The sequence below is a fragment of the Cyanobium sp. ATX 6F1 genome (genome assembly GCF_024346315.1).
Lineage (GTDB): Bacteria > Cyanobacteriota > Cyanobacteriia > PCC-6307 > Cyanobiaceae > ATX-6F1.
Genome location: NZ_JAGQCS010000005.1, coordinates 98,928 through 121,704 on the forward strand (window position 1 = coordinate 98,928; position 22,777 = coordinate 121,704).

27 protein-coding genes are annotated in these 22,777 nt (G+C 59.4%); 9 read left to right on the forward strand and 18 right to left on the reverse strand.

The genetic code is table 11. From position 1 onward, the window contains the following. The first annotated feature begins 50 nt into the window (after positions 1 to 50). Positions 51 to 1,367 carry a uridine diphosphate-N-acetylglucosamine-binding protein YvcK gene (gene yvcK / locus KBZ13_RS09080; RefSeq protein ID WP_255008414.1) on the forward strand — a complete coding sequence of 439 codons (1,317 nt, stop codon included), beginning with the start codon at positions 51 to 53 and terminating at the stop codon, positions 1,365 to 1,367. Here yvcK and KBZ13_RS09085 read toward each other — a convergent pair. The 3 genes from KBZ13_RS09085 to ndhC are packed head-to-tail and all read right to left on the reverse strand — an operon-like array spanning position 1,361 to position 3,020. After that, complete coding sequence (locus tag KBZ13_RS09085) at positions 1,361 to 1,906, reverse strand: NAD(P)H-quinone oxidoreductase subunit J (RefSeq protein ID WP_255008416.1); 546 nt, start codon at positions 1,904 to 1,906, stop codon at positions 1,361 to 1,363. The genes yvcK and KBZ13_RS09085 overlap by 7 nt on opposite strands. Beyond that, a complete protein-coding gene (nuoB, locus tag KBZ13_RS09090) occupies positions 1,899 to 2,615 on the reverse strand; it encodes an NADH-quinone oxidoreductase subunit NuoB (protein ID WP_255008735.1) in 717 nt (238 codons plus the stop codon). The genes KBZ13_RS09085 and nuoB overlap by 8 nt, the downstream gene beginning before the upstream one ends. A 42-nt stretch (positions 2,616 to 2,657) precedes the next feature. Then, positions 2,658 to 3,020, reverse strand: a complete 363-nt coding sequence (gene ndhC / locus KBZ13_RS09095) for a photosynthetic/respiratory NAD(P)H-quinone oxidoreductase subunit C (protein ID WP_255008418.1) — start codon at positions 3,018 to 3,020, stop codon at positions 2,658 to 2,660. 115 nt (positions 3,021 to 3,135) lie between these two features. Here ndhC and KBZ13_RS09100 point away from each other — a divergent pair, with 115 nt between their 5' ends. The 7 genes from KBZ13_RS09100 (at position 3,136) to KBZ13_RS09130 (ending at position 6,025) form a co-directional block, all read left to right on the forward strand. Then, the gene (locus KBZ13_RS09100; RefSeq protein ID WP_255008420.1) at positions 3,136 to 3,621 is read left to right on the forward strand and encodes a rubredoxin; all 486 of its coding nucleotides are present in this window, start codon (positions 3,136 to 3,138) and stop codon (positions 3,619 to 3,621) included. A 5-nt stretch (positions 3,622 to 3,626) separates the two neighbouring features. Beyond that, positions 3,627 to 4,625, forward strand: coding sequence for a photosynthesis system II assembly factor Ycf48 (locus tag KBZ13_RS09105; protein WP_255008422.1), 999 nt, complete (start codon positions 3,627 to 3,629; stop codon positions 4,623 to 4,625). A gap of 86 nt (positions 4,626 to 4,711) precedes the next feature. Beyond that, positions 4,712 to 4,960, forward strand: coding sequence for a cytochrome b559 subunit alpha (psbE, locus tag KBZ13_RS09110; RefSeq protein ID WP_255008425.1), 249 nt, complete (start codon positions 4,712 to 4,714; stop codon positions 4,958 to 4,960). A 3-nt stretch (positions 4,961 to 4,963) separates the two neighbouring features. After that, positions 4,964 to 5,101 (forward strand): cytochrome b559 subunit beta, encoded by a 138-nt coding sequence (gene psbF, locus KBZ13_RS09115; protein ID WP_255008427.1) that lies wholly within the window; start codon positions 4,964 to 4,966, stop codon positions 5,099 to 5,101. Positions 5,102 to 5,112: 11 nt separating this feature from the next. Next, positions 5,113 to 5,232, forward strand: coding sequence for a photosystem II reaction center protein L (locus KBZ13_RS09120; protein WP_255008430.1), 120 nt, complete (start codon positions 5,113 to 5,115; stop codon positions 5,230 to 5,232). 15 nt (positions 5,233 to 5,247) lie between these two features. Next, positions 5,248 to 5,448 carry a photosystem II reaction center protein J gene (locus tag KBZ13_RS09125; protein ID WP_255008432.1) on the forward strand — a complete coding sequence of 67 codons (201 nt, stop codon included), beginning with the start codon at positions 5,248 to 5,250 and terminating at the stop codon, positions 5,446 to 5,448. 124 nt (positions 5,449 to 5,572) lie between these two features. Further along, positions 5,573 to 6,025, forward strand: coding sequence for a hypothetical protein (locus KBZ13_RS09130; protein WP_255008433.1), 453 nt, complete (start codon positions 5,573 to 5,575; stop codon positions 6,023 to 6,025). Between the two features lie 29 nt (positions 6,026 to 6,054). Here KBZ13_RS09130 and KBZ13_RS09135 read toward each other — a convergent pair whose 3' ends face one another. From KBZ13_RS09135 to gmd, 5 genes are read right to left on the reverse strand one after another with little or no spacing between them, the layout of a single operon-like run. Continuing rightward, on the reverse strand, positions 6,055 to 7,101 hold the full coding sequence (locus KBZ13_RS09135) for an NAD-dependent epimerase (protein WP_255008434.1): 1,047 nt from the start codon (positions 7,099 to 7,101) through the stop codon (positions 6,055 to 6,057). A 1-nt stretch (position 7,102) separates the two neighbouring features. Continuing rightward, a complete protein-coding gene (locus KBZ13_RS09140) occupies positions 7,103 to 8,488 on the reverse strand; it encodes a nucleotide sugar dehydrogenase (RefSeq protein ID WP_255008437.1) in 1,386 nt (461 codons plus the stop codon). After that, positions 8,485 to 9,435: a UDP-glucuronic acid decarboxylase family protein gene (locus KBZ13_RS09145; RefSeq protein WP_255008439.1), complete on the reverse strand. Its 951-nt coding sequence runs from the start codon at positions 9,433 to 9,435 to the stop codon at positions 8,485 to 8,487. Before KBZ13_RS09145 ends, KBZ13_RS09140 begins: the two co-directional genes overlap by 4 nt. A gap of 24 nt (positions 9,436 to 9,459) precedes the next feature. Further along, the gene (locus tag KBZ13_RS09150; RefSeq protein WP_255008441.1) at positions 9,460 to 10,479 is read right to left on the reverse strand and encodes a GDP-L-fucose synthase family protein; all 1,020 of its coding nucleotides are present in this window, start codon (positions 10,477 to 10,479) and stop codon (positions 9,460 to 9,462) included. Continuing rightward, a complete protein-coding gene (gmd, locus tag KBZ13_RS09155) occupies positions 10,476 to 11,651 on the reverse strand; it encodes a GDP-mannose 4,6-dehydratase (protein ID WP_255008443.1) in 1,176 nt (391 codons plus the stop codon). The genes KBZ13_RS09150 and gmd overlap by 4 nt, the downstream gene beginning before the upstream one ends. A gap of 98 nt (positions 11,652 to 11,749) precedes the next feature. Between gmd and KBZ13_RS09160 the strand changes: the two genes are divergently transcribed. Next, the gene (locus tag KBZ13_RS09160) at positions 11,750 to 13,108 is read left to right on the forward strand and encodes an exopolysaccharide biosynthesis polyprenyl glycosylphosphotransferase (RefSeq protein WP_255008450.1); all 1,359 of its coding nucleotides are present in this window, start codon (positions 11,750 to 11,752) and stop codon (positions 13,106 to 13,108) included. Between the two features lie 31 nt (positions 13,109 to 13,139). On the opposite strand, the gene KBZ13_RS09165 is transcribed toward KBZ13_RS09160, so the two are convergent. The 10 genes from KBZ13_RS09165 to KBZ13_RS09210 all read right to left on the reverse strand — a co-directional run bounded on the left by KBZ13_RS09165 (position 13,140) and on the right by KBZ13_RS09210 (position 22,637). After that, on the reverse strand, positions 13,140 to 15,023 hold the full coding sequence (locus KBZ13_RS09165; protein WP_255008452.1) for a polysaccharide biosynthesis protein: 1,884 nt from the start codon (positions 15,021 to 15,023) through the stop codon (positions 13,140 to 13,142). A gap of 410 nt (positions 15,024 to 15,433) precedes the next feature. Further along, positions 15,434 to 15,706: a hypothetical protein gene (locus KBZ13_RS09170; protein ID WP_255008454.1), complete on the reverse strand. Its 273-nt coding sequence runs from the start codon at positions 15,704 to 15,706 to the stop codon at positions 15,434 to 15,436. Beyond that, positions 15,707 to 15,910, reverse strand: a complete 204-nt coding sequence (locus KBZ13_RS09175; RefSeq protein WP_255008456.1) for a CopG family transcriptional regulator — start codon at positions 15,908 to 15,910, stop codon at positions 15,707 to 15,709. Positions 15,911 to 16,011: 101 nt separating this feature from the next. Beyond that, positions 16,012 to 16,815, reverse strand: a complete 804-nt coding sequence (locus KBZ13_RS09180; protein ID WP_315859617.1) for a glycosyl transferase — start codon at positions 16,813 to 16,815, stop codon at positions 16,012 to 16,014. A gap of 241 nt (positions 16,816 to 17,056) precedes the next feature. After that, positions 17,057 to 18,046 carry a hypothetical protein gene (locus tag KBZ13_RS09185; RefSeq protein WP_255008458.1) on the reverse strand — a complete coding sequence of 330 codons (990 nt, stop codon included), beginning with the start codon at positions 18,044 to 18,046 and terminating at the stop codon, positions 17,057 to 17,059. An 8-nt stretch (positions 18,047 to 18,054) separates the two neighbouring features. After that, complete coding sequence (locus KBZ13_RS09190) at positions 18,055 to 18,642, reverse strand: serine O-acetyltransferase (protein ID WP_255008461.1); 588 nt, start codon at positions 18,640 to 18,642, stop codon at positions 18,055 to 18,057. Further along, on the reverse strand, positions 18,639 to 19,781 hold the full coding sequence (locus tag KBZ13_RS09195) for an NAD-dependent epimerase/dehydratase family protein (protein WP_255008462.1): 1,143 nt from the start codon (positions 19,779 to 19,781) through the stop codon (positions 18,639 to 18,641). The genes KBZ13_RS09190 and KBZ13_RS09195 overlap by 4 nt, the downstream gene beginning before the upstream one ends. 129 nt (positions 19,782 to 19,910) lie before the next feature. After that, positions 19,911 to 20,738, reverse strand: coding sequence for a glycosyltransferase family 2 protein (locus KBZ13_RS09200; protein ID WP_255008464.1), 828 nt, complete (start codon positions 20,736 to 20,738; stop codon positions 19,911 to 19,913). 4 nt (positions 20,739 to 20,742) lie between these two features. Further along, complete coding sequence (locus tag KBZ13_RS09205; RefSeq protein WP_255008465.1) at positions 20,743 to 21,894, reverse strand: O-antigen polymerase; 1,152 nt, start codon at positions 21,892 to 21,894, stop codon at positions 20,743 to 20,745. A gap of 11 nt (positions 21,895 to 21,905) precedes the next feature. After that, positions 21,906 to 22,637: a glycosyltransferase gene (locus KBZ13_RS09210; RefSeq protein WP_255008468.1), complete on the reverse strand. Its 732-nt coding sequence runs from the start codon at positions 22,635 to 22,637 to the stop codon at positions 21,906 to 21,908. Positions 22,638 to 22,777 lie beyond the last annotated feature (140 nt).

Below are 22,777 nucleotides of genomic sequence, written 5' to 3' on the forward strand. Positions count from 1 at the left end.
AGCAACGCCCGGGGTGGGTGGGCCGGGGGGATCTTCGCCAGCAAGACCTCATGAGCCGGTCCTGGCGGGCGGCGCGCTGGCTGCAGCCCGGTCTGGTGGTCAAACGCTGGATCCTCACCTCCGGGCTGGGGCTGCTGGTCGCGCTGCTGGGGGTGGCCGTCTGGGCCGACCTCAAGCCGATCTACTGGTTCCTGGAATCGATCAACTGGCTGCTCAAGAACATCACCACCGTGCTGCCGCGGGCGATCACCGGTCCGCTGGTGCTGGTGATCGGTGGTGCCCTGATCTGGCTGGGTCAGAGCCGCAGCTTCGGCTCGATCCAACAGGCCCTCGCACCGGAAAAAGGCACGGTGCTGGTGGATGCCCTGCTGGCCCAGCGGCGCTTGAACCGGGGCCCGGCGATCGTGGCGATCGGCGGCGGCACCGGCCTCTCCACCCTGCTCAGCGGCCTCAAGCGCTACAGCAGCAACCTCACGGCGATCGTGACCGTGGCCGACGACGGCGGCAGCAGCGGTGTGCTGCGGCGAGAGCTGGGGGTGCAGCCCCCCGGTGACATCCGCAACTGTCTGGCGGCCCTCTCCACCGAGGAACCGCTGCTCACCCGCCTGTTCCAGTACCGCTTCAAGGCGGGCAGCGGCCTGGAGGGCCACAGCTTCGGCAACCTGTTCCTCTCGGCCCTCACCGCGATCACCGGCAGCCTCGACTCGGCGATCACCGCCAGCAGCCGGGTGCTGGCGGTGCAGGGCCAGGTGGTGCCCGCCACCAACGCTGATGTGCGCCTCTGGGCCGAGTTGGAGAACGGCGAGCGCATCGAAGGGGAATCGCGTATCGGCCAGGCCGCCAGTCCGATCGTGCGCCTCGGCTGCACACCGGAGCGCCCCCCCGCCCTGCCCAGGGCCCTGGAGGCGATCGCCAATGCCGAACTGATCGTGCTCGGACCTGGCAGCCTCTACACCTCGTTGCTGCCGAACCTGCTGGTGCCCGAACTGGTCGAGGCCATTTCCCGCAGCAAGGCGCCCCGCCTCTACATCTGCAACCTGATGACCCAGCCCGGTGAAACCGATGGCCTGGACGTGGAGGGCCATCTGCGGGCGATCGAGGCCCAGCTGGCCAGCCTGGGGGTGGAGCAACGGCTGTTCACCGCCGTGCTGGCCCAGGAGTCGTTGGAGGAACCCACCCTGGTGGCCCATTACCGCAGCCGTGGGGCCGAGCCGGTTGACTGCGACGTGCGCCACCTGCGCAGCCAGGGCTACGAGGTGATGCTGGCGCCGCTGCAGGGGGCCCGGCCGAGTGCCACCCTGCGCCACGATCCCCGCAGCCTCGCCCTCGCGGTGATGCGTTTCTACCGACGGGGCAAGACTCAGTAGGCGTCCTGGAGCTCGTAGAAGTCAGGCTGGACGTAGTCCTTGCGCAGGGGATAACCCTTCCAGTCCTCGGGCATGAGCAACCGTTTGGGATGGGGATGACCCTCGAAGCGAATGCCGTACATGTCGAAGGTTTCGCGCTCCTGCCAGTCGGCTCCGCGGAAGAGCGGATAGAGGCTGGGGATGGTGAGGTCGCCATCCCGCTGAAGGAACACCTTGAGGCGCACCTCCTCGGGGCAGCTGCCGGCGGCGGGGCTGGGGTCGGCCCCGGCGGCCAGACGCACCAGGTGGTAGAAGCTCACCAGGCGTCCACCGGGGCCCTCGTCGTAGCCCCCCTGCACCTGCAGGTAATCGAAGCCACGGGCCTTGAGGGCGGCCGCCACGATCGGCAGCACCTGCGGCTCCACGCCGATCAGCTCGACGCCCAGGTGGTCGGGGTCAAGGAACTGGTGCTCAAAGCCCTCGGAGCTCAGCCACTGGCTCCAGGGGCCGGGCTGGGGTGCGGCCAGGGTTGGCGCGGGATCGGTGGTGGATTCAGGCATCGCCCTTGTCTGCGAAGGAGGGGACGGGTTCGGTCAGGGCCACCGGCAGGGCGGCCGAGGCGGCCAGGGCCGCCCGCTGGGTTTCAGCCCTCAGGTAAGTGCCATCGACGATCGGCAGGGTCGCCACCATCTGGTGCTCGATGGTGAGATAGCGATGGGTCTGCGCGAGCTGGCCGCGCTCGGCGAACGACTCATTGGCCACCTTCTTGCGCAGCTTGATCACCGCGTCGAAGATCGCCTCCGGCCGTGGGGGGCAGCCGGGAAGGTAGAGGTCGACGGGGATCAGCTTGTCGACCCCGCGCACGGCGGTGGTGGAGTCGGCGCTGAACATGCCACCGGTGATCGTGCAGGCGCCCATGGCGATCACGTACTTGGGCTCCGGCATCTGTTCGTAGAGCCGCACCAGGGCCGGAGCCATCTTCATGGTGACCGTGCCGGCCACGATCAGCAGATCCGCCTGGCGGGGGCTGGAGCGGGGCACCAGACCGAAGCGGTCGAAATCGAAGCGGGAGCCGATCAGAGCGGCGAACTCAATGAAGCAGCAGGCGGTGCCGTAGAGCAGGGGCCAGAGGCTGCTCAGTCGCGCCCAGTTGTGGAGATCATCCAGGCTGGTGAGGATGATGTTCTCGGAAAGAGCGTTGGTGACGCTGGGGGTACCGACGGGACTGCAGCTGGCGGCCCGCAGGTCACGCAGGGCGTCGATCGCCATCGAGGCAGGGGCGGTGGGCGAGGGGGGGGTCAAGGTCATGGTTCAGCTCCATTCCAGGGCGCCTTTGCGCCAGGCGTAGGCAAGGGCCAGCACAAGGATGGCGATGAAGATCAGGGCCTCGATGAAGGCCAGCAGCCCGAGGCGGTGGAAGGCCACCGCCCAGGGGTAGAGGAAGACGGTCTCCACGTCGAAGATGACGAAGACCAGAGCGAACATGTAGTAGCGGATGTTGAACTGAATCCAGGCCCCGCCGATGGGCTCCATGCCGGATTCATAGGTCAGCTGGCGTTCTCCGGCCTGGGAGCGGGGGGAGAGCAGCTTGTTGGTGACCAGGGCCAGCACCGGGACCGCCGCCGAGATCAGCAGGAAGCCGAGAAAGGCGTCGTATCCGGAGAGAACGAACATGAGCAGGGCCGACCTGCGGCGGATTCTGACACCTCCCGGCCAGAGCCGACGCATGGAAGCGCTGGACCCGGAGCCGCTGGATAGAGTCAGAAGAGCGCAATGGGTGACGACGACGATGGAGGCCATCCCCCAGGAGCCGGCGCTGGACGTTCCGGAATCACCCATTGACGAGCCTGCGGACACGGCTGCTGCGTCCGCCGACCACCCAGAGCCCTCGCCGTCGCCTGGGCCGGTGATCGCCGTGGAGGGCTCCAGCCAGGACGCGGCCGACCAGGTCGAAGAAGACGGCCGCGACCACCGCTTCGAATGCCGCAGCTGCGGTTTCGTCTTCGATCCCACCGAGGGCATCCGCAAGCTAGGCATCGAGCCTGGAGTGGCTTTCGAAGACCTCGATCCGCTCAGCTTCCGCTGCCCGGTCTGCCGCAGCAGGGTGGGTGCCTTCAAGGACATCGGGCCACGGAACAAACCCAGTGGCTTCGAGGAGAACCTCGGCTTCGGCCTTGGGGTCAACAAGCTCACACCCGGCCAGAAGAACGTGCTGATCTTCAGCGCCTTCGCCCTCGCCGTCGCCTTCTTCCTTTCCCTTTATTCCCTTCGCTGAGTCCCGTGAAACGGCCGCTGCTCTCCACCCTGCTCAGCCTCGTCCTGGCCCTTGGCCTGGCCCTGGGGGTGGGCGGATGCTCCAGTTCCCATTTGCCGATCGCCCAGACCAGTCCTTGGCAGGCCGTGGAGCTGCCCAGCCGCTCCAATCCCCTGGATCTGGCCTTCAGCGATGACCGTCACGGTCTGCTGGTGGGAAGCAACCGGCTGATCCTCGAAACCGAGGACGGCGGCGCCAGCTGGCAGGAACGTGCCCTGGAGCTGCCGGCCGAGGAGAACTTCCGGCTCCTGAGCATCGATTTTCAAGGCCAGGAGGGTTGGATCGCCGGCCAGCCAGGTCTGTTGCTGCACAGCGATGACGCCGGTCAGAGCTGGACCCGGCTGCTCCTCGACACCAAGCTCCCCGGCGAGCCCTATCTGATCACGGCACTCGGCCCCCGTCAGGCCGAGCTGGCCACCAGCGTGGGCGCCATCTACACCAGCAGCGATGGGGGCACCAGCTGGCAGGCCAAGGTCAGCGACGCCGCCGGCGCCCTGCGGGACCTGCGCCGCGGCAGCCAGGGCGACTACGTGGGGGTCTCGAGCCTGGGGAACTACTTCGCCACCTGGGAGCCTGGTCAGGAGCTCTGGCAGCCCCACCAGCGCATCAGCAGCCAGCGGCTGCAGAGCATGGGCCAGCAGCCCGACGGCCACCTGTGGATGCTCTCCCGCGGGGCCCAGATGCGCTTCGACGGCGACGCGGACAGTCCCGAGAGCTGGGGTAAGCCGGTGATTCCGATCAACAACGGCTACGGCTATCTCGACATGGCCTGGGACCCCAACGGCGCCATCTGGGCCGGCGGCGGCAGCGGCACCCTGCTGGTGAGCCAGGACGGGGGCAAGAACTGGAGCACCGATCCGGTGGGCCGCAGCCAGGCCAGCAACTTCAGCCGCATCGTCTTCCCCGGCGGCGACAAGGGATTCGTGCTTGGGGAGCGGGGCAACTTGCTGCGCTGGGTGGGCTGATGCGTCCCTCTGTAACCAACCAGTGCCCGCACTCCCGGGGCTCTGCTCCTGACCCTTAGGATCACTTAGCTGAATTGCCCGCTGCTATGGCTGCCGGCTCCACCGGGGAACGTCCGTTCTTCGAGATCATCACAAGCATCCGCTACTGGGTCATCCACGCCGTCACCTTGCCGGCGATTTTCCTGGCCGGATTCTTTTTCGTTTCCACTGGCCTGGCCTACGACGCCTTCGGAACTCCCCGTCCGGATGCTTACTTCCAGGCCCAGGAAAGCAAGGCTCCGGTCGTGAGCCAGCGCTACGAAGCCAAGAGCCAACTCGATCAGCGCTTGAATTAAGCCATGACCCAATCCCCCATCGCCACCACACCGCGCAACTATCCGATTTTCACGGTGCGTTGGCTTTCGGTGCATGCCCTTGGCATCCCGACGGTGTTTTTCCTGGGTGCGCTGGCGGCCATGCAGTTCGTCCGTCGCTGAAGCCCATCCCCATGCAACGCAATCCCAACCCCAACAACCTGCCGGTCGAACTCAACCGCACCAGTCTCTACATGGGGCTCTTGCTTGTGTTCGTCACCGGTGTGCTGTTCACCAGCTACTTCTTCAACTGATCCGGAACCTCAGCCATGAGCGGCAAGAAATCTTCCCTGCCTGACGGCCGTCTGCCCGATCGCCTCCCCGACGGTCGGCCGGCTGTTGCCTGGCGGAGTCGCTGGACCGAAGGAACCCTGCCCCTTTGGCTGGTGGCCACCGCCGGCGGCATCGCCGTGATCTTCGTGGTCGGGCTGTTCTTCTACGGCTCCTACGTGGCTGTGGGATCCGCCTGAATTCAAGCTCACCCTCACAACAGCGATCGAGCGGGTCCAATGGCCCGCTTTTTGTTGGGCATCCCACCCACTGAGGAGGAGTCCCCTCCAAGGCGGCTAAATTTCATGCAGCGACGAGCAGAGTTTGTCGGCCTCCTTTTCCGAACCACGGCCCGAGCGCCGCAACCGCCGTCCGCGCAGCCGGGAGCTGTTCTGCCCCGCCCACCCCGAACAACGCATCGAGGGCAACGGCAAGAAGCACTTCCTGCACCTGCTCACCCCCGAGCAACTCAAGGCCCGGGGCATGTCCGACAAAAGGGCGCGGTTGGTGATCAACGCCTACCCCGTCTTGGTGCTGAGCGACGAATGGCTCGAGGAGCTGTTCTGCCCCAGTTGCGGCATGGCCCGCTGGTGCCACGTGCTGCGCCACGACCGAGTCCATCACAGCGTCAGCTGGGCCAAGCGGGATCTGTGGCTGCAGGTGGCCCATGTGGATGCGATCGGCGGCAATCCCACCGTGAGCCAGTACTCCGCCCGGGAAGCCCAGCGCCTGCGCCACCGCCGGGCGGATGGCAAGACCTACTTCGACAAGGGTTGAAGGAGCCGGCCGGGTAGAGGTAAGGGCCCTCAGACTCCGTGATACGCACGGTACCAACGGGCGAACTCGCCCAGGCCCTCCTCGAGGGGAGTGTGGGGAGCAAATCCCACCCAGGCCTCGAGCGCCGAGGTGTCAGCTGCCGTGGCGGCCACGTCGCCAGGCTGCATGGGCTCGAACTGGGGAAGGGCCTTCACGCCCAGGGCGTCTTCGAGCAGCTCGATGAAGCGCAAAAGCGGTGTGGGTTGGCTGTTGCCGATGTTGAAGAGCCGGTGGGGCCCAGCCGCCGTGGCCGGGTTGGGATCAAGGGGATCGAACACCGGATCAGGGGTGGCTGGCTTGTCGAGGCAACGGATCACCCCTTCGAGGATGTCGTCGATGTAGGTGAAGTCGCGCTCCATGCGGCCATGGTTGAACACCCGGATCGGCTCCCCCGCGAGGATCGCCTTGGCAAACAGCATCGGTGCCATATCCGGACGGCCCCAGGGGCCATAGACCGTGAAGAAGCGCAGGCCCGTGGCCGGCAGCCCGTAAAGGTGGCTGTAGGTGTGGGCCATCAGCTCGTTGGCCTTCTTAGTGGCCGCATAGAGGCTTACCGGGTGGTTCACCGGATGCTGCTCGGAAAAGGGCATGCGGCGGTTGCCGCCATAGACCGAGCTACTGCTGGCGTAGACCAGATGTCGCACCCCCTGATGGCGGCAGCCCTCGAGCAGGTGCCCGAAGCCCACCAGGTTGCTCTGGATGTAGAGCGCAGGGTTGTCGATCGAATGGCGTACCCCCGCCTGGGCCGCCAGGTGGACCACCCGATCCGGACGCTCGGTTCCGAACAGCTCAGCCATCGCCGCACCGTCCTCCAGATCCAGCTGGTGGAAGCGAAATCCGCCGCCGTAGGCTTCCGGAAGAGCCTGCAGACGCTCAAGGCGCGCACGCTTAAGGGCTGGGTCGTAGTAGGTGTTGAGGTTGTCAAGACCCAGCACCGTTTCGCCCCGCTGCAGCAACCGTTCCGCCACGGCCGCACCGATGAAGCCGGCGACCCCGGTGACCAGAACAAGACCAGCGCTCAGCTCAGCCTGGTTCACCTCAACCTTTGCCCACCTGCCAGACCTTGAGTCCAGCGGCGCGGGCGGCAGCGGCATCGGCGATGCGACGGGCATCGAAGACCCAGGCGGGCTGCCGCATCACGGTGGCCAGAGCAGGCCAATCGAGAGTGCGGAAGGCACCCCATTCGGTAAGGATCACGATGGCATCAGCGCCTTTGGCCGCTGTTAACGGATCACTCGCCACCTGCCAAACGCCATCGCCGCTGAGCGGCTCGGCCCCAGGGGTGGGTGGTACCCCCAGGTCCTGGCTGATCTGCTCGACGTCCACCTTGGGGTCATAGATCGCCAGCTGGGCGCCCTCCTCGAGCAGGTCGCGGCAGATGGTGATCGCTGGGGCCTCGCGGGTGTCGTTGGTGTCGGCCTTGAACGCGAAGCCGAGGATGGCGAGGCGCTTGCCAGTGACGGTGCCGAACAGATCGGCCACCACGAGCCGGGCGATGCGGTGCTGCTGCCAGGCATTGAGCTCAACCACCTGCTGCCAGTAACGCGCCACCTCGTGAAGGCCGTAATGGCCGCTGAGGTAGACGAGGTTGAGGATGTCTTTCTGGAAGCAGCTGCCGCCGAACCCTGGGCCTGCTTGGAGGAACTTTGAGCCCAGGCGCGAGTCGGTGCCGATGGCACGGCCGACCTCGAGCACATCGGCGCCAGTGGCCTCGCAGAGGGCGGCGATCGAATTGATCGAGGAGATGCGCTGGGCGAGGAAGGCGTTGGCGGTGAGCTTGGAGAGCTCGCTGCTCCAGAGGTTGGTGCGCAGGATGCGCTCGGCGGGCACCCAGTGGCCATAGATCGAGGCGAGGGCCTCAATGGCGTCGGCCTCCTCACCGCCGATCAGCACCCGATCGGGATTCTCCAGATCGGTGATCGCCGTGCCCTCGGCGAGGAACTCAGGATTGGAGAGCACCTCAAAGCTTTTGCCCGCCGGGCCCGCCGCCAGGATCGTCCTGACGGTTTCGGCGGTGCGTACCGGCAGGGTGCTCTTTTCGACCACGATCGTGTGGCCACTGGCGTTGGCGGCCACCTGACGGGCGGAGGCCTCGATCCAGCGCAGGTCAGAGGCCTGGCCGGCGCCAACACCCTTGGTTTTGGTGGGGGTGTTGACCGAGAGGAAGACCATGTCGGCGCCGGAGATGGCGCCATCGACTTCGGTGCTGAAGTGCAGGTTGCGGCCGCGGCAGCGGCCCACCAGCTCGGCGAGTCCGGGTTCGTAGACGGGCAGCTTGGAGAGGTCGTCGTCGTTCCAGGCGGCGATGCGGCGGACGTTGAGATCGACCACGGTGACCTGAATCTCGGGGCAGCGATCGGCAATAACGGCCATGGTGGGGCCACCGACGTAGCCGGCACCGATGCAGCAGATGGTGCGGATCAAGGGGTCACCTCGAGGCGGGCGCGGAAGTCAGCGATGGTGCGCGCCAGGCCCTGAGCCAGAGGGATGGTGGGCTCCCAGCCGAGCTCATGGCGGGCCAGATCGATCATGGGTTGGCGCTGGAGCGGGTCGTCCTGGGGCAGGGGCTGGGTGGTGAGCGGCAGGGAGGGATTGATGGCGGCACGCACCAGCTCAGCGAGTTGGCGGATGGTGAATTCTCCGGGGTTGCCGATGTTGATCGGCCCGGGGTGGCCAGCGTTCATCAGGCGAATCAGGCCCTCCACCAGGTCGTCGACGTAGCAAAAGGAGCGGGTCTGGGCGCCCTCGCCGTAGAGGGTGAGCGGTTCACCCCGCAGGGCTTGGACGATGAAGTTGCTCACCACGCGGCCGTCATCAGGGAGCATCCGCGGGCCGTAGGTGTTGAAGATGCGGGCCACGCGGATCTCCACCCCATGCACGCGCTGGTAGTCAAAGCAGAGGGTTTCAGCGACGCGCTTGCCTTCGTCGTAGCAGGCGCGGATGCCGTGGGTGTTGACACTGCCGCGGTAGCTCTCGGGCTGGGGATGCACCTCGGGATCGCCGTAGACCTCACTGGTGGAGGCGAGCAGCAGGCGGGCGCCGACGCGGCGGGCCAGCCCAAGCATGTTGGCGGTGCCGAGGAAGCTGGTCTTGGCGGTCTTGATCGGATTGTGCTGGTAGTGGATCGGGGAGGCAGGGCAGGCCAGGTGCCAGATGCGATCCACCTCAAGCCGGATCGGTTCAGTGACGTCGTGGCGGATCAGCTCGAAGCGGGGATGCCCGATCCAGCGGGCAATGTTCTCCTTGCGACCCGTGAAGTAGTTGTCGAGGCAGAGCACCTCCTCGCCGGCCTCCATCAGCCGGTCCACGAGGTGTGACCCCACGAAGCCGGCGCCGCCGGTGACCAGGTTGCGGGTGATCGAAGCAGGCATGGAGCTGGGTGAAACGAGGAACGATCAGAGCCGCACCAGCTGCTGCTGGAGCTGCTCGCGGAACAGAGCCACCGTGCTGCGGAGGCCCTCGGCCAAAGGGATGTGGGCCAGCCAGCCCAGGGCCGCCAGGCGGCCCACATCCAGTTGCTTTTTGGGGGTGCCATCGGGCTTGCTGGCATCCCAGTGGATCGCACCGGTGAAGCCCGTGGCCACCGCCACAGCCTCGGCCAGCTCCTTGATGGTGAGATCCACGCCGGTGCCCACATTCAGATGGGTGAGCGGTTCACCCTGATCATCCCGAGGGGCCCCAGGTGCGGCGGGATCCCAATGCTCAAGGGCGAACACACAGGCCTCCCCCAGATCATCGGCATGCAGGAACTCCCTGAGCGGTGAGCCCGTGCCCCAGCAGGTGACCGATGCTGCACCCGCTTCCTTGGCCTCGTGGAAGCGGCGGATCATCGCTGCCATCACGTGGGAGTTCAGCGGGTGATAGTTGTCGCCCGGCCCGTAGAGGTTCGTGGGCATCAGGCTGATCGCATCGAAGCCGTATTGCTGGCGCAAGGCGGCACAGAGCTTGATGCCGGCGATCTTGGCGATGGCGTACCACTCGTTCGTGGGCTCCAGGGGCCCGGTCAGCAGATACTCCTCCTTGATCGGTTGAGGGCAGTCGCGTGGATAGATGCAGCTGCTGCCGAGAAACAGCAGCCGGCGCGTGCCGCTGCGCCAGGCGCTCTCGATCACATGGGTCTGGATCTTGAGGTTGTCGAGCAGGAAATCAGCCGGGTAGGTGTCGTTGAAGTGGATGCCGCCCACCTTGGCGGCCGCCAGCACCACAACATCGGGCCGATTGGCCTCGAACCAGGCTCGCACGGCGGGGCCGTCCTCCAGATCGAGCTCGCTGCGGGATGCCATGAGCAGCTCGCCGTAACCGGCCGCGCCAAGGGCGCGCACGACGGCGCTGCCGGCCATGCCCCGGTGACCCGCCACGTAGATCCGGTCGTCTGGACTGATCAGGGGTGGGCTGGAAGCGGCGGCTCTATTCATGGCTTGCCGATACCGCTAGCGCCGATCACCGAGGTACTGCTGGGGGGGTTCTCCATCGAGCCCACCACGTTGAAGCCCTTGAGGCGCAGGTAAGCCTCCTTCTTGGCCTCCTCCACGTCGTGGGACACCATCTCCGCCACCAGTTCCTCGAGCGTGGTGGTGGGGGTCCAGCCCAGCTTTTGGTGAGCTTTGCTGGGATCGCCCAGCAGCGTTTCCACCTCGGCCGGGCGGAAGTAACGCGGGTCGATGCGCACCACCACTTCACCCGTGCCGGCGCGCGTTCCGATCTCCTCGATTCCTTCCCCGCTCCAGACGATGCCGCCCCAGCCCAGTTCACTGGCGGACAGTTCAATGAAGCGCCGCACGGTTTCCTGGCGGCCGGTGGCGATCACGAAGTCTTCCGGCGGGCCCTGCTGCTGAAGCATCCGCCACTGCATCTCCACGTAATCGCGGGCATGGCCCCAGTCACGCAGGGAATCGAGGTTGCCCATGAACAGGCACTCGTCGAGGCCCGCATCGATCCGCGCCAGACCGCGCGTGATCTTTCGGGTCACGAAGGTCTCACCACGCCTGGGGCTTTCGTGGTTGAAGAGGATGCCATTGCAGGCATACATCCCGTAGGCCTCGCGGTAATTGATCGTGATCCAGTAGGCGTAGAGCTTGGCGACGCCGTAGGGGCTGCGCGGATAGAACGGCGTGCTCTCTTTTTGGGGGATCTCCTGCACCAGGCCATACAGCTCACTGGTGGAGGCTTGATAGATGCGGGTTTTTGAAGTGAGCTCAAGGATGCGCACGGCCTCAAGGATGCGCAGCGTGCCGAGGGCATCGGAATTGGCGGTGTATTCCGGGCTCTCGAAGCTCACCGCCACGTGACTCTGGGCGCCGAGGTTGTAAATCTCGTCGGGCTGCACCTGCTGGATGATCCGGATCAGGTTCGTGGAATCGGTGAGATCGCCGTAGTGCAGCGTGAGCCGCGGGGAGGTGCCGCTGCTGTCGCGCTCGTGGGGATCTTGGTAGAGGTGATCAATGCGATCGGTGTTGAAGCTGCTGGCGCGGCGCTTGATGCCGTGCACCTGGTAGCCCTTCTCCAGCAGCAGCTCGGCCAGGTAGCTGCCGTCTTGGCCGGTGATGCCGGTGATCAGGGCGGTTTTTGAAGGGTTCTGGCTCTGCATGGAATCGAGTGGGCTGCGGGTGCCGGGCCCTAAGTCGCCCAGTATCCCAGCAATGAAGGAGGACCCATAGAGTCGCTCAGCTGAGGCGGGCAACCGGCATGTGGTGGAGGACCCCCTGGCTGAGGCAGCGCTGGCTGCTGATGGGGCTCGCCCTGCTCGATGCGGGCCTGCTGGTGGGGTTCTACAACCTGCTCTTCTGGAACCGCTTCGGTCACTGGGCGGGCTTCACGCCATCGGTGTGGGCCCTGATCGTGCTCTGGGTGGGGGCGTCTTATCTGTTGGGGCGTTACTCCAAACCGGAGCAGGGCCAGCGGGATTCCCAGCGCTGGCGCCTGCTGGCCACGGTGCTGGTGGCGCTTCTGGTGCTGGCGAGCGTGGTGGTGATCTTCAGCTGGGGCCTGAAGGTCGACGATCCACGCACGTTCCGCAGCTTCATCTTGCCGTTGCTGGCCGCCACCGCGGGCTTGTCAGCGCTCGCCCAGCTCTGGGCGAATCGCAGGCAACGGCGCAGGCACCACTGGCTGCTGGTGGGGGACGCCGGCGAGATCAGGATCCTGCAACAGGAACTCCTGGGCGACCAGGCGGCCCAGGGGCTGGAACTGGTTTACTGCGATGGAGCGTCTCTGCATCTGCAGCGCCAGCGCATCAGGGCCGGCCTCGATGGCATCGCCGTGAGTGAAGCGGCTGAACTGGATGACGGCCTGCTCCAGGAGTTGCTGGCCATCCGGGGCAAGGGAACCGCGGTGCGCAGCCTGGTGGTTTGGGCCGAGCAGCACCTTCAGCGCGTGCCACCCGAGCTGTTCTCCAGTCGCTGGCTGGTGCAGGCGGAGGGCTTCGAGCTGCAACCGGGGCGCTGGGGTTGGCGCCTCAAGCGGCTCGGCGATGTGGCCGTGGCCTCATTGTTGCTGCTGCTCAGCGCACCGCTGCTGGCGCTGGCGGCATTGGCGATCAAGCTCAACGACGGCGGCCCGGTGTTGTATGGCCAACGGCGCACAGGGATCTACGGAGAGCCCATGCAGATCTGGAAACTGCGCAGCATGGGGGTGCAGGCAGAAGCCCAGGGCGCCCAGTGGGCTCAGCGCAACGACCCAAGGATCACCTGGATTGGTGCCTGGCTGCGCAAGCTCCGCCTTGATGAGCTGCCCCAGCTGGTGAGTGTGCTCAAGGGCGACATGAGCTTGATCGGCCCACGCCCGGAGCGGCCGGAACTGGAAGGGGAACTCGAGGAGGCGATTCCCCATTACCGCGTGCGCCACTGGGTGCGGCCAGGATTGAGCGGCTGGGCCCAGGTCTGTTACCCCTACGGCGCCAGCGTGGAGGACAGCCGCAGGAAGCTCAGCTACGACCTCTATTACCTGCGTAACGCCAACCTGATGCTGGATGTGCTGATCCTGATCAAGACCCTGCGGTTGGTGGCCCGAGGGCAGGGGGCGGTGCCAAGGCACACCAGCCTGTGAATAACTCGATCACCCAAGGAACCCTGGGCGCTCAACAGGACTGATGGTGGGCGGGAGTGTACTCCGGAACCAGACGGTTTAGTGCCTGCAGGGCCCACTCTGCGTTCCAGGCCTCGATCGCGGCCTCTAGATCGGCCATCCGTTTCGTGAGTTGATCGCGTGGCAAAAAAGCTTCGCGGGCCTGGCGGATCAGGGCGTGGGCGGTGGGGGCATCGGTGTCCGAGAGCAGCAGCTCCTCGTAGAGCTTTTCTCCGGGCCGCAAGCCCGTGAATTCGATCGCCACATCACCGCTGGTGTTGCCCGGCTCCCGCACCGTGCAGCCGGAGAGCCGGATCATCTGACGGGCGAGATCGGCGATCCGCACCGGATCACCCATATCCAGCACGAACACCTCTCCGCCGGAGGCCATGCCACTGGCCTGGAGCACCAGCTGAACGGATTCAGGGATGGTCATGAAAAAGCGGGTGATCGCCGGATGGGTGACGGTGACGGGCCCGCCCTCACTGATCTGCTGCCGAAACCGAGGCACCACCGAACCAGAGGAGCCGAGCACATTGCCGAAGCGCACCATTGAGCAGATCGGCCCGCGCCCTGTGGCCGCTATCGCCGCAGCTGCGTCCTGAACAAGCAGTTCACAGACCCGCTTGCTGGCGCCCATGGCATTGGTGGGCCGCACCGCCTTGTCGGTGGAGATCAGGGTGAAGCGCTCAAGGCCACAGGCAATCGCCGCCTCGAGGGCCGAACGGGTGCCCAACACGTTGTTGGCCAGGCCCGCGCAGACATTGGCCTCCACCAGGGGCACGTGTTTGTAGGCGGCGGCGTGAAAGAGCACCTGAATGCCGTGGTTGCGGATCAGGATCTCCAGGCGCTGCCGGTCGCTGACATCCGCCAGCACGGCGACGATGGGAACCTCCATGGCGGCGGAAAGCAACTGAGCCTCCAGCTGCTGGGCAATCGAATAAAGCGCAAACTCGTTGCGCTCCAGCAGCACCAGCCGGGTGGGTCGGAGGCTGAGGATCTGGCGGCAAAGCTCCGAGCCAATGGAGCCCCCCGCCCCCGTGACCATCACAGAGCGCCGAACCACCGAGGCGGTTAGCAGGGCGCGGTCAGGGACCGAAGGCTCCCGGCCCAGCAGGTCATCGATTTGGACGGGTTTGAGATCGGTCACGCGCAAATCCCCGCAGGCCAACTGAGCCAGCGAGGGCATCGCCAAGACCTGCAGCCCCTGATCGGTGAGCAGGCGGACCAACTGACGCTTGCGCGATCGAGTGGCGGATGGAATGGCGAGCAAAACCTGTCGAATTCCGAACTGATCGATCAGGGCAGGGAGGTGCTCAGGCGAGTGAATCGGCAAGCGCTGCAGCCTTCGGCCCCACAGGCTCGGGTCGTCATCAAGGACAGCCATTACTTGAAAACTGGGTTGATGGCGAAGCGCCTCGACCAGTTGAATGCCGGCCTCGCCAGCGCCGTAAATCAAGGTGGGGGTGCCCTCGGAGGCTCCTGGGCCGGCGCTTTGGCTATGCCAACGCAGCAGATCGCGCATGACAATCCGGCTGACGATCTCCAAGGAAGCGAACAACAGCCAGAACAGGAGCCAGAAGGAACGGGGCGGCTGCACCCCCCCCAGCAGGGTGCTGACCAGCAGCAGCAGCAACACGGCCAGCCCGGCACGGGGCAGGAGGCCATACAGGGAATGGCTGCCGGAATAGCGCGTCAGGCTGCGGTACCAGCCGCTCGAAAGCAGGACCGATAGGCCGATGAACAGGGCCCAGGGAAGAAGGTGCAGCTGAAGCTCGAATTGGGGCGAGGCGTTGTCGAGCAGCCGGAAGGCGAAGGCGGCCCAGAAGGCCAGGGAGATCAGCGCTCCATCCAGGACGAGCAGCAGCAGACGCCTGGGGATGAGCGATTGATCCAAGCGGGCCAGAGACCAGCGGCGCGCCAATCCTGAGGAGACCCTGCCGAGGGTCGGCACGCGTCTGCCAGGGAGAAAGCTGGTCAATGCTGGCGTAAGGGATCGACCGTGAATGGTCATGATTTGATTGTCACAGTCGACGCGTGCCCTGGGCACCTCCGTGTGCCAGCCGTGGATTGTTCGTGTTCTCAGGCAACTAAGTGTACGGAGCAGTAGGGTGTCATCCTTCCAAGCTGAGTGGGCTCCAGTTCCAGAGCAGGAAGCCAAGCAAGGCGCCTGACAGGGCGACGAGGGGTAGCAGCGTTGGCGGGATCAGGGCTGCCGACATCACATCTGCGGCCAGAAAGCCGCGACGGAGCATGGAGACTGAAATTCGATCCCCAATGGGCAATGCACTTTTAGTAGCACCAACATCAAGACGGACGCTTCAAGGCAAATCCCACAGCACCACCAAGAACCAGCTGAAGAACCCCGGTAGCCCAGTCAGCACGCTTCTCAGGTATCGGCCGGAAGAAACTGAGCAACAAGATCGCTGCGGAGAACTCAGCGATAGCACCGATCGACACAACCGCATTGCCCTCGAGCCGATGTCTCTGCCTGCGGTCATCGGGGTGTTCAGCACTTCTGACTTCCACGCCACCGGTGAGATCCAGAAGGGTCTTGAAATCGGCGTTGGGATCGCTCATTCAAATGCTCACGAGGGTTTCTCGTTGGTCGTCCTTCACGAATTGGAGCGTGGCACCAGCGTCTTCCCGCTCCTTAACCAGCAAATACAAGGCGAGGGCACGGCGGAACACGTCGGTTTTGGTGAGCCCCTCTGAAGTGGCCAAAGATTCCAGTCGCTCACTGAGGCGATCAGGCAGACGCACTTCCAGGCGGGAGGCTGTCATGGGCTAAAACCGGCATTGATACGGATGATATTAGGGTGAAAACTGGGTTTCTTACGGAGGAATTCCGCCTTTTCTACCTTGCCCCCCTCTGGGCCTCCCCATCACACCCGCGCCGCCACCGCAAACGGCACCGCCACCCGCTGATCGAGCCACAGGCCCACCAACAGCTCAAGGGCCGCAAGGGACATCACCCAAGCCAAGCCACCAAGCAGCAACGCAATAGCAAGCAGGCCGGTGGCGCCGATGTAGAGGCTGGAGACGCGAGCATGGGGCCAACCGGCCTGGTGCAGGCGCTGGAACAGGTGCAGGCGGTGGGCCTGGAACACGCGCTGGCCGGCCAGCAAACGGCGGGGCACGCAGAGGCAAGCGTCGCCGAGCAGGGGGGTGGCCACCAGCAGCAGGCCCAGGGCCAGGGGCCAGCTGGGGGCTTGCAGCACCACGCCGGCAAACACGGCGCCGAGGAAGGTGCTGCCCACATCACCCATGAACACCTTGGCGGGGCTCCAGTTCCAGAGCAGGAAGCCGAGCAGGGCGCCCACTAGGGCGGCGAGGGGCAGCAGCGCTGACGGAATCGGACCGGTCAACCCGGGGCTGGAGAACAGCGCTGTGGTGAACAGCACCGCCATGCAGCCGGCCACCAGACCATCGAGGCCGTCCATGAAGTTGGTGAAGTTGATCACGGCGGTGATTGCGATCAACAACAAGGGGACCTCCAGCCAGGCCAAGCCGAAGGGCAGGGGCGAAAGCACAACCAGGGCTACGGCCGTCAGCACTTGCACCAGGTAGCGCAGGCGGGCGGGCAGGTTGAAGCGATCATCGCCCAGGCCGAGGGCGGCCAGGGGAAGGGCCACTGCGGGCAACCAGGCAGCAGCGCCAAACCAGGGAGCGAGCAGCAGGGAGGCCAACCCCGCAACGATCACAAAAGCCACCCCCCCGCCACGGGGTGTGACACGCTGGTGGGCGCTCCGGACATTGGGAGTATCGGGGAGACGCTTGGCAAGGAAGGGGATCAGGCGGAGAAGCAGTAGCCAGCAAAGGCATGCCGACAAAACAAACGCTGTCAATGGAAACAGACAAGAATCTCGCAAGTCAATAGCTTGAGAAAAGACAAAAATACAAGGATATCAAGAAAATGACGCACAATTATTAAAAGTCAAAAATGTCAGCGAGCCAGCCAGATATTGAATAGCGCAAAAGAATCTCCTGGGAAAAAGGAGAAAATGAACTCTCTAAAAAAGTGTGATCAATGAATGGTCTTTTTCGATCTATAACAAAAACGTTGGCTTCAGAAAAAAAATCGTAGTCACGGACAAGAGGGTTTGTAGTAACAAGCTTCTTCCCGGAACCGAGTGCCTCAAACGTCCTCATCGTCAATCCAGCTTGACGAGGGTGAGCAATATCAAGAACCACCTTAGAATGCAGAAACACAGAGTGGAGGAGATCCTTCGCAAGTGGCGTAAATTGAAAGTCGGAGCGTTTGGCATGTCGCATGTTCCATTTAGACAACCGATATGCCTGAAAGACCCAAGGTGCCTGCAAGTATAGATACCAGAAGCACAAAATATTCGAGGGAAGACAGGAATTGAGGTTATTAACAACAGAAAAGCGGTCGCTATGCGCTGTACCAACAAAACTTATATGGTATTTAATAGAAGGAGGGCGATCCGAAGGCGCAAAACCACTACCATAAAAGAGCGCACGAAAACGAAGCCCATATTTGATCGCATCTAACGAATCAAAGGTGAATATAGAATCATACAATCTAAAGCATTTTTTCACAGTAGGGCGATTAGTCACAGAGTCCCACATGTAAAGTATGAAACGTGCCGCAGGAAAACATTGACGCATAAATTGAAGAAAAGAAGGGGTTAATGTTTGCCCGTTGATCACAAAAATATAGTCATATCTTGAAACTCCAAGGCGACTCAACAGACGCTTATAAAGACTAGTTGCGGCTGGAGTGACCAGAAAAGGGAAAAATCTAGTCAATGCCTTCCCCATTGAACTATCGAAGGGCCTATCCGGCATCCAATCTACCAAGGCCCCAAGCTTCTCTAACTCAGAAACGATCTCCAAGTGATATCCAAATATTGGAGGAGCAAAAAAAAGAACACGTTTGCCGACAAGAAAACCCATGACTACAATCAGGCAATCGGCTTGGCAGAATTAACATTACGGGCAGGAGATCCGACTGCCAAGTAGCCAGACGGAACAGAGGCTAGGACAACTGAATTAGCGCCAACCTGGCTTCCATTACCGAGGTGAATCCCACCAAGCACTACCGCGCCCGCTCCAATTGAGACACAATCACCGATCGATGGTCGGGTGAGCAAACTAGGCATGAAGTCCAAATCGCGCGCTCCAATCGTGACACCTTGAAAAATTGTGGCATTTGAACCAATTCGCCAAGCCCCAATTACAGTGCCCTGAGTATGTGGCAGAAAAAGCCCCGGCCCAATGGGACAAGAAACAGAAATTTCAATTCCAAAAATAGCAAAGTTTAGAAATGATATAGACTTAGCCAGGATGCCAAGGTTGTGCCGATAAAAGCTATGTGATAAGCGATAAAGAAGTACAGGCAAATATCTTGGAGAAACGCCTGAAATCCACAATTGCAGGCAAGATGGCAGAGCTTCCTGTCCATAGATCAATTGGAATTGGCGAATTAGATCTGCATGAACTAAGTTGACAGTTCCCAAGTACAACACTTTACCAGCATCAGAAATCGTCATCCCATTAGCTTGCGATCACGCAACTCAGAATTCGCACGCTCTAGTTGGTCTTCTGGCAGAGGCTGAGATTGAACCCAAGCAGCAAAACGATCCAATCCTTCCGCTAAGGTGATTCGGGGGCAATCAGGCAGCAGTTGACGCAGCCGGGTGATATCGGCAAAATTATGTCGTATATCACCCAATCGATATTCGGAGGTAATGCGCACGGGGGCTTGCATGTTTAACGATGCCATGAGTTGCTTAGCAACTTCTAATACACTTGTGGAAATTCCACTACCCACATTGATGACGCGATTGATAGGCTCAGAAGAAAGAGCGCAAGATTGGATGGCCCTCGCCACATCTTCTACATGAACAAAGTCTCGAGATTCAAGCCCATCCTCAAATATTGGCAGCTCAAGTCCGCGGCGGATTCGAGTAGAAAAGATAGAAAGAATACCAGTGTAGGGATTATTTAAGGATTGTCCTTCACCAAATACATTTTGAAGTCTTAGTATAGCATAATCCATACCAAGTGCACCACATGCCACTCGAACTAAATCTTCTTGTGCATATTTTGTGGCAGCATAGATAGAAGCAGGGAGCACTTGATCTGATTCACGGGTTGCTACGGCTTGAAGTGGAAAGCCGCACACGTTGCATGAAGGCTCCCATTTATGGGCAGAAAGCTCGGCTAAGCTTCTAGATTGGGGAAATTGGCGGACAGAGCTTCCAACACAGGCAGGACAGATGAAGGATCCCTCTCCATAAACAGAACGACTGGATGTAAGAACAATACGCTCTACAGTCCTATTGGGTGAATTAGCAATAACGTCTAATAGAAGTGCGGTTCCTTGGGAATTAACTTGATTATAATTCGCTATAGCATACATAGATTGCCCAGTACCGGTTTCAGCCGCGAGATGCACTACACACTCAACTCCATCAAGTGCTTTAGAGAGAGCCTGTGGATCGAGTATTGAGGCTCGGACAAATTCAACAGAAGAGCTTGATAACCAACTCAAGCCCGAAGGAAGTTCACCATGTACCTGTGAAGACAGAGAATCTAGAATGCGAATTTGAACGGCAGAAGACTTAAGAATTCTGCAAAGATTTGCACCAATAAATCCAGCACCACCTGTAATCAGTATGGTAGTCATACTTAAATTGACAAATGAGGTGAGAATTGCAACAAAAGTCTTGTCAAAGAATGTGGGGAGACGGGGTCATTAAATGGGGTGTGGCACAAGATCCTAAAGAATCTACATCAACGTTCGATTTTATGCTTTTCAGGACGGCAAAAGACGACCAAACCAATTGAGGAGAATTCTCCTGAGAAATCTTAATATCTGAAAGAGAACAAACAGCACAGTAGAAAGAGAAGAGAGCGATCCACGCTTTCGACAATTAAGTATATTCTCAATATTACCAAGATACATCGCTAAGACATTACTGCTAAGTCTAACACGATTAGATTTAGCTGGATTGGCATGATTGCTATAATCTCTTGTATCATACTCTACCAATCCTAATCTCAAAAGCAATATCGACCCCTTTTCGGCAAGCCTATTATAAAAGTCACCTTCCTCTGCAAATCTTCTACCAAAAGGGAATAAACCAGCAGCAAGGAATGACTCAGAACGAACAACAAGGGTTGACGGCTGAATATAGTTTCGCAGGAGAAGATCTAAGGTTCTCAAAGAAGTTACAGTGTTTTCCAATATACCAGTACAATTAGGCGAGTCGATTAAACAACATGCCACAGCCATAATGCTTGGGTGGCAAAAAAGAGGAATCTGAAACTCCATCTTATTAACGGCCCATTGATCATCGGCATCGCAAAACGCAATGAAGTCAACACCTGCACTTAAGGATGCATTAATACCAGTATTTCTAGAATTTGACACACCTTGATTAACCTGATGGGTAATAATGTCTACCAATCCAATGAATCTATTGGCCAGCCCACCAATCAACATCTTTGAAGATAGAGGAGAAGAGCAATCATTGACGATAACGATGAGGCATGGCGGAAGGGTCTGATTGGCGACAGATGAAATCGCATTAAATACCTCTGGACCATTATTGTAAAAAGGAATAACAACGGAATATTTCATTTTACTATTTCAGGCTCTTGCGGCCAATGGCCAAGCATGAAGTAGCAGTAAGTGTATTTGAAGCAAAAAACAACAAAAGAATAAATGCTATAAAATAAGTAGGAAGAAAAAAGAAGTTCGAAAAAAATGACGTCAATATAGTCATTAAACAAAGCGCCATGGCTGCAGATGCAAATATATTTTTTTCCTTAGTACGTTTATAAAGTGATGAGGCAACAAACATGCCATAAATAACAATGGATAGGTAAAAGCTAGCAAACCAGCCAGCCTGCTTAAAGGTTAGGAAGCCGGTACTAACATTCAAAGCAGGATTGTCTAAGTCAATCGAACAATTTAATACGCTATATTGGCCGGAGAAGAAGCTCCTTAATGGTGAAGGAAAAAGAGAGAGGATAGGCGAAAATTCATCAGCGCACGTATCAGCCCATGCAGAATTTAGATTACCCAACGGACTAGTAAAATATACTAGCACCCATGTAAAGCCAGAAGGCAGTAAAGCCAGCAAGCCCTTTGTTCTTTCGTCAAAAAGAGAAAGAAAAGGATTGGCATATTCACCACGTGAATCGCCAATGATGCCGAATACTATAATAAGAACAATCACTCCCAAGATAAATGGAACTATATTTTTTACCGAAATTTTAATTTGATTTAAGTAGAAATAAGTAGCCACTAAGTAGCAGATAAAGAATACTAGGTGCCCCCTCCTAACAGTTAAAACCTGGTAAAGAAGGATTGAGCCAACACCAATGATTCTAGACGAGCGAGAGAGCCTATCTGAAAAAGATAGATAAGGAAGGAGCAAGAGTGCGATTGCATTCATAAAGCCGCCGAGGCCTTTTGTCCCCCATTCTCCATAGTTATTGAAGCCAAGGCTAAAAATTGGAAGAGTGCCTTGTGTAGCAATCTCGAGTATCGTTAATCCTATCCAAAAAGCATATATATATCTAACAATAGATGAGACTTGTTTAGTGGAAAAATTCCAGCGTGTCAAGGAAACTATAGGAACAGACGAAACCGCAAAGAAGACTAGGACTGGCGCAGATATCAACATAACTAGTAAGTTACTAGAAACTTCTTGATAATGCGCCATTGGGAAAGCTATATATAGACCGAGGCAGGAAACTAATAACAGATAATAAGCCTGAAGAAATAACATCATGATCCCACTTAAATTAATTGAGCCAAACCAAGCTTCGCTATCCTTAATATGAATAATACATACTGCAAGCCTGGCATAGGCTCTGTTTTGAGCTGAACTTCAAAGAACTCGAGAAGGTAATGAAAAGAATCGCTTGAACTGTAACCAGACAAACCATAGCAACCTGCTATAAATGAAGAATGAACTGTAGCCACACCAGCAGTTACAGCTATCTTAAGAAAGTAAGCATCTGCCATCATCGGAAATCTTGAAGAATATAAGCCAAAACGATGGTGCAGTTGTGTTTTTATGAGGGTGCCGACCGAATGAGATGACCCTATACCATGCATTCCAAGCAACCAGCCTAATTTTTGCCTTGGATAAATAATTTGACGCCCCCTTCTTATTGCAGAAAATATTAAGTCAGGCTCATTATTAAGTCCTATTAAAGTATAATAGTTTTCTATGGCACATCTATCCAACGTATCGTCCGCTCCTACCACTAGATAATATTGGGTTTGAACATGAAGAATAGCACGATTTAACCCATGATAAATGGAGAAATCTTCACCCCTAAGAATATTTTTATTCTCTAGTTCCGTTGCTTCAACGATGTGGATAGTATCGTCGATTGATCCAGAGTCTGCGACGAGCCAAATAAAGTCAAGCCTTGACTGCGCTTCTAAAGACTTGGCCAAGCTCCCAATATGCCGAGCAGCATTTTTTGTAGGAGTTACAATGGTGATTTGATTATTAATCATGCAAGATCGAATCGATCAAGGACAATAAATTTGAGGCACTTAAAGTCAATTAGAATTAACCAGAAGCCTGAACGCAAGATACAATTTAAAGATGGGTAACAGAGCAGCTCGAATTATTGCCATTCCTGAGCCAACCTGAA